Source organism: Allomuricauda sp. CP2A (genome assembly GCF_001683915.1).
Classification (GTDB): domain Bacteria; phylum Bacteroidota; class Bacteroidia; order Flavobacteriales; family Flavobacteriaceae; genus Flagellimonas.
The window spans coordinates 1-4,555 of record NZ_LXTT01000095.1 but is presented as its reverse complement, the minus strand read 5'-3'; the positions used below and the strand labels follow the sequence as shown (position 1 = coordinate 4,555).

At 34.2% G+C, this 4,555-nt stretch carries 3 protein-coding genes; all 3 read right to left on the bottom strand.

The features are described from left to right. Positions 1–2,218, bottom strand: a 2,218-nt coding sequence (locus A7D14_RS11315; protein WP_141673361.1) for a P-loop NTPase fold protein, incomplete at its 3' end; no start/stop codon positions are given. A gap of 323 nt (positions 2,219–2,541) precedes the next feature. Then, complete coding sequence (locus A7D14_RS11310; protein ID WP_067034424.1) at positions 2,542–3,639, bottom strand: hypothetical protein; 1,098 nt, start codon at positions 3,637–3,639, stop codon at positions 2,542–2,544. 1 nt (position 3,640) lies between these two features. Then, positions 3,641–4,396, bottom strand: a complete 756-nt coding sequence (locus A7D14_RS11305) for an RNA polymerase sigma factor (protein ID WP_255307444.1) — start codon at positions 4,394–4,396, stop codon at positions 3,641–3,643. Positions 4,397–4,555 lie beyond the last annotated feature (159 nt).

Genomic DNA, 4,555 nt, shown 5'->3' with positions numbered 1-4,555 from the left:
TATCTAAAACTTTATTAAGACGTGAAAAATGTTCTAAATAATCATCGTAATCATCCTGAGATATTGATTCTGCATTAAAATAAGCTTCTAAATCACTCAAATAATATCTAACCAAATGTTCTTTGGTAATTTTGTCTTTTTTATTATTGACAGAATAGTCAAAGCAAAGTGAGGATGTTAGATAATTCCACTTTGATTCTTTTTCATTTAGCTTTTTTGCCAATGACTTGTAGGTAGGTATGGATATTAACTGTGAAGCTATTTTATAATCTTTCAAAGACTCTATGGAGGAAACCCCTTCAGGTTTTCCACTCAATTTGTTGCTAAATTCCCTTTTTATCAATGAAAGCTTACCTGTATCTTTAAAAGCATCAATGAAATAATTAATCCTATCATTCTCATTATCCATTGTGCTGCTACCAAGGTATTTGGTTTTCAAATAACCTATAAATGAATGAAATAAGTTACTACTTATATTGTCAAAAAACCATTTAGTACCATCAACAACTTTTTCGAAATCAAGCTTTTCAAACAAATTCAATAACCTAGCATCCTTAAAAAGGCTTTTTAGAAAAGGGTATTCACTGTGGTTTTCAATCAATAGTTTCCTGAATTTTTCCTGTTTCTTATCCAACACGAATTCAATTAGCAATTGCAGCACTGGTAGGGCGATAAATTCGTATTCTTGATGCTTATAGGTTAAATCTGAAAAAACCTCATCAATTTTTTTAATTAGTGTTTTCTCATCGAAGGGAGTATTAGAATCATCAAGGTAATTTGCAATTGCTTCATAATAACCAAGTCTTATATAATTCTCAATATCGTCTGGTATTTCCTTGTCTAAATCAATATTGAGAATAAAAGGGTCTATTTTGGTGCAATGAATATCCTGTGTGCTAAAAAGAAAATTTCTCTGAGTATCAGTGAGTCTTACTTTTGTCTTTTCAATTTGATATAACCCGCCATCATCTGGTTTGAGATTGGTTATCACATCATTTATTTTGTTCAGGAGAGTTTTATCATATAAAATTCCATCGTAGAGATTTTTCCATTCATATTTGATAATCAAAAGTTTTATAAAGAAGCTAAGATTCTCTTTAATAAAATCACCATTGATATAACCTTTTTTTGATTGTTCCTTTATCAACCACATTTCACTTTGATAGTTGTTTAAGAACTGAATTACCTTCCTAGGGTTATTGGTAAATTCCTGACATATTATCCTAATACTTGAAGAATTTAATCCCAGCTCATATTTTTTGTTAACGCTATTGGTAAACTCAGTCAATTCTTTATTTGAAAAAGCCTTTAACCTTAGAATCAGATGGAATATTTTTCTTAGATATTCATCTGCATTATCTGTCTTTTGCGACAAAAAAGATGAAATACCTTTCTCATCGACAGGTAATATGAAAATCACTTTTTGATGTTCGAGAAAGTTTTTGACAGTATTAAGGGTTAAAAGTAAATTCTCATCATCGCAACGGTCAAGATTATCAATTACAATAACAACTTTTGAATGCTTTGTTCTTCCAATTAATTTTTGAATCCAATGGTAAACTTTGTTAGTCGAATTGGTAGTTAACTCTGAAATGATTTCATCAAAGACAGCTTCAAATCTTTCTGGCTCAACAAGTTTATTTTCTTTAACTACAACTTTATACTTGTTGACTGTATTACTGGCTGCTTTGGTCAGGAGTGATACGGATATTGTAATTAATGCTATTAGGGCTTTTGTTCTGTCCCCCATGCCAACTGTTGGCAAGAAGAAAAATACAAATGCAAAAACGACTAAAGCCAAAATCAACCAATCGGGAAGACTTAACCAGTTAATTCTGAATTTGGTTTGCTTAGGGTTTTCAAAACTCGACTCACTGTATAATAACTTTTCAAGCTTGGATTGGGTCTTGATGCTAAATTTTTTGGTCAATTCAATAAGAAAGCTTCTTCTAAAATCATCTTTTGAGTATTTCCAAGCATCAAATTCAAAGTATGCAATCTTTTCTGTCTTAATAGCATTATGCTCATCAATCAGGTTTTCTAGTGTGGTTAAAATCGTTGATTTACCGCTTCCCCAACTACCGAACAGCCCAATGTTCTTGCTACCACTACAATTATTGACTATTTCAAATATTGTATCCGAATAAGGCTTTGTTCCAAGTAAATCGGTATCGTCTGTTAGTTTTAATACCTCATCTGGTATAAAGTTAATTTTCATAAACTTTAAAAATTCTAGTGCAAAAAGAGATTAAGCTATGGGGGGAGAGACTGAAAAATACATCAAAAATTAACGCTGTAGTATTTTTCATAATAATTTCTTAACAATAAATGTAGCCCTCAATATTCAAAAAGCCAAATGATACATATAATTTTAAAACTCTTATCAACAAGAAATACTGTAGATATCTCGATCTTTAGGACAGCTTGAGATTAGAATTTTCAAAAATTATTAGAGAGCCCACGCGTTGTATATGCAGTCTGCATTTAGTGAGTGTCTTTGACCTCACCTTACGGGTGTACAAGCACCCTCAATCGGTGTTGTTAATCAATTATAACTTCGAGACCCGCTTTATTGGCCTTATATTTTATTTTGGTCATCAAATCATTGTAGCTCCAATTTCTTAACACAAATCCCTCTTCCTTAGCAATCTCAGTTTTTTCTTCCTGGTTCAAAAGTATGAGGGTTCCTGCTCTATGTTTAACACAAAAATCAATCAACCTCCGACTATAGACATGCAAACGGTTATGGACATATTTACGTTCCATTTGACCAAGTCTGTCAACTGCCTTTAGTTTTCTTTTGATGCCCTTACCCGATTTGGAATATGTTGCCCCAATCTTTGCCCGTCTGTGTGCCGATTGTATCGCCAGCCTTCGGTATAAAAATTCTTCCTTTGTACCAATGGTAAGCCTTGTCTTGCCAACCTTTACAACAATGGGATATTCAAGGGACAAAGAGGCTTCTGCAATAATCTCAGGTCTTAGATCATGGTTCTCTTTTTCAATTTCAAATACTCCCAACAAGAAAATCTTACCATCTTGTAGCTTGATGTGTGATGTGCACAGCTTAGTCTTGTCCTCCATTACCCGATCCAACAATGTCCGTTTATCCGTAAAATCCTTTCCCAAGTAGGTTCGAAACGGAATCCGAAACAAACGAAAGCAAAAGGCTTTTTTATCTTCAGTGTAGTGTAATCCACTTAATCCCTCCAAATCAAAGGGAAAGGCCATATCCCTCCTGAAATTTTTCAAAGAACGTTCACCATTCCAATACTCCGGCCTATTCTTTTTAAATGATGAAATCAATGCCTGGTTTAAATTGGACAATATGTTTGTGGGGATTTCTCCTTTAAAACGATCAGATACGACCCGATAGGTGGTGTTGATCCTGGAACGGTTTAAGATTCCTTGTTCATCTTTCTTTTCATCTGCCAATTTATATTTTATCCCCTCTGACAGATAAAAGAATTCCTTTATCATTTCCTGTACATAAAGGTGGGTCACTATTAGGTTGGCTGCCCTAAAGCATCGGTTCTGCCATTGGTACAGTTTATCCAAGGCCGCTTTTTTCTCTTCTTTGGTAGGAAGGTCTATCAATAGTTGGATCTTGCGAGTGAGTTTTAGCGTTGACTTTTCCATGTTAGGCCGATTGCAATTGATGTTTTGCTTCCATTAGCCTATAGGCTATCATGAATTCCTGATGCACCTCCTTTTGGGAGAGATTAAGTTCGTTGGCTATTTCGGAAAAGGAATATCTCAGTTCACAACGCATTTTAAGTACCTTTGTCTGCTCTTCTGTCATCTCGCCAGTAAACTTTATCTCATCCGCATTGTTGTTACCAGAATCAAGCTTATTTCCTTGATGGAGAATGGTTTTGATATCTTCAATGGCTTCCTTGATCTCTCTACAGGTTTCATTGATACCTTTTCCCATTACTTTGGAAATCGCTTTATACTGAAAGCCGTGTTTCAAACACAGATTGATTACATGCCTTTTGCTGTCATCCAATAAGGGAAGGACGCGTATGATACTTTCGAATTTCTCCTGTTCCCCTTCCTGTAGTTTAAAATTATCTTTATCCTCACGAGGGTCATACCCGACCATATAGTCTTGGTAATTTTCATAGCTCTCCAATGAGTGGACTTTCCTGAAAAACTTGTTCCTAGGGCGTGTATAGTATGAAATGCACTCCCTTTTCATAACAAACCGCAAGAAAAAATAAATGTGTTTGGGTGATTTCAAGCTGTCCCTATTAATCCACAACTTCAAGAATACATCCTGAACCAATGTTTCCACAACAAAACCATCATTGAGAAAGCTCTTGCCCAGCCAGAAAATCGGTTTGTAATATTTGGAATAGATTTCCGCAAAAGTTGAAGAGCAACCTTTCTTCAATAATTCAAGATGTTTGTTGTCGATATTTGAAATCACGAGCTTGAAACTTTATTAATCACTTACCAAATGTAATCATTTATTTATTAATCGTAATTATTAACTTATTATAAGTATATTTTACAGTACTATAAATGAATTACTTGTCATTTTAGGGTTAAC